The 309-nt window shown below is 46.9% G+C and carries 1 pseudogene; it reads right to left on the minus strand.

The annotated features are described in order from the left end of the window. Positions 1 to 309: pseudogene (locus tag AB4512_RS23035) on the minus strand (hypothetical protein); the annotation flags it as partial.

The raw sequence follows: 309 nt of genomic DNA on the forward strand, positions 1-309 counted from the left end.
CTCTACGGCTTCTGCAGCCGCTTTCGCAGCCATTGCGCCGTAACCTGATTCACTTACCGGGCAACGAGAATTGCTGGTCTCTGAAGACGAGTAAAAATCGCCTTCAAGTTTAATACGCTTCATCACTTCCATGCTTGGTAACGCCACTACTTTCGCAATCGCTTCTACATCAAAATCATAACTGCATGACGCTGGAACAACCTTAGTTTCACCTTCATCATTCTCGTAAGTACGACGCTCACTGAATGACGTGCTTAGGTCGGCACTGGTAATTTCCGTGATGATTGCATAATCAGCAATTGGAACGCC

This window comes from Vibrio sp. 10N.222.52.B7, assembly GCF_041474275.1.
Taxonomy (GTDB): Bacteria; Pseudomonadota; Gammaproteobacteria; order Enterobacterales; family Vibrionaceae; genus Vibrio; species Vibrio crassostreae_C.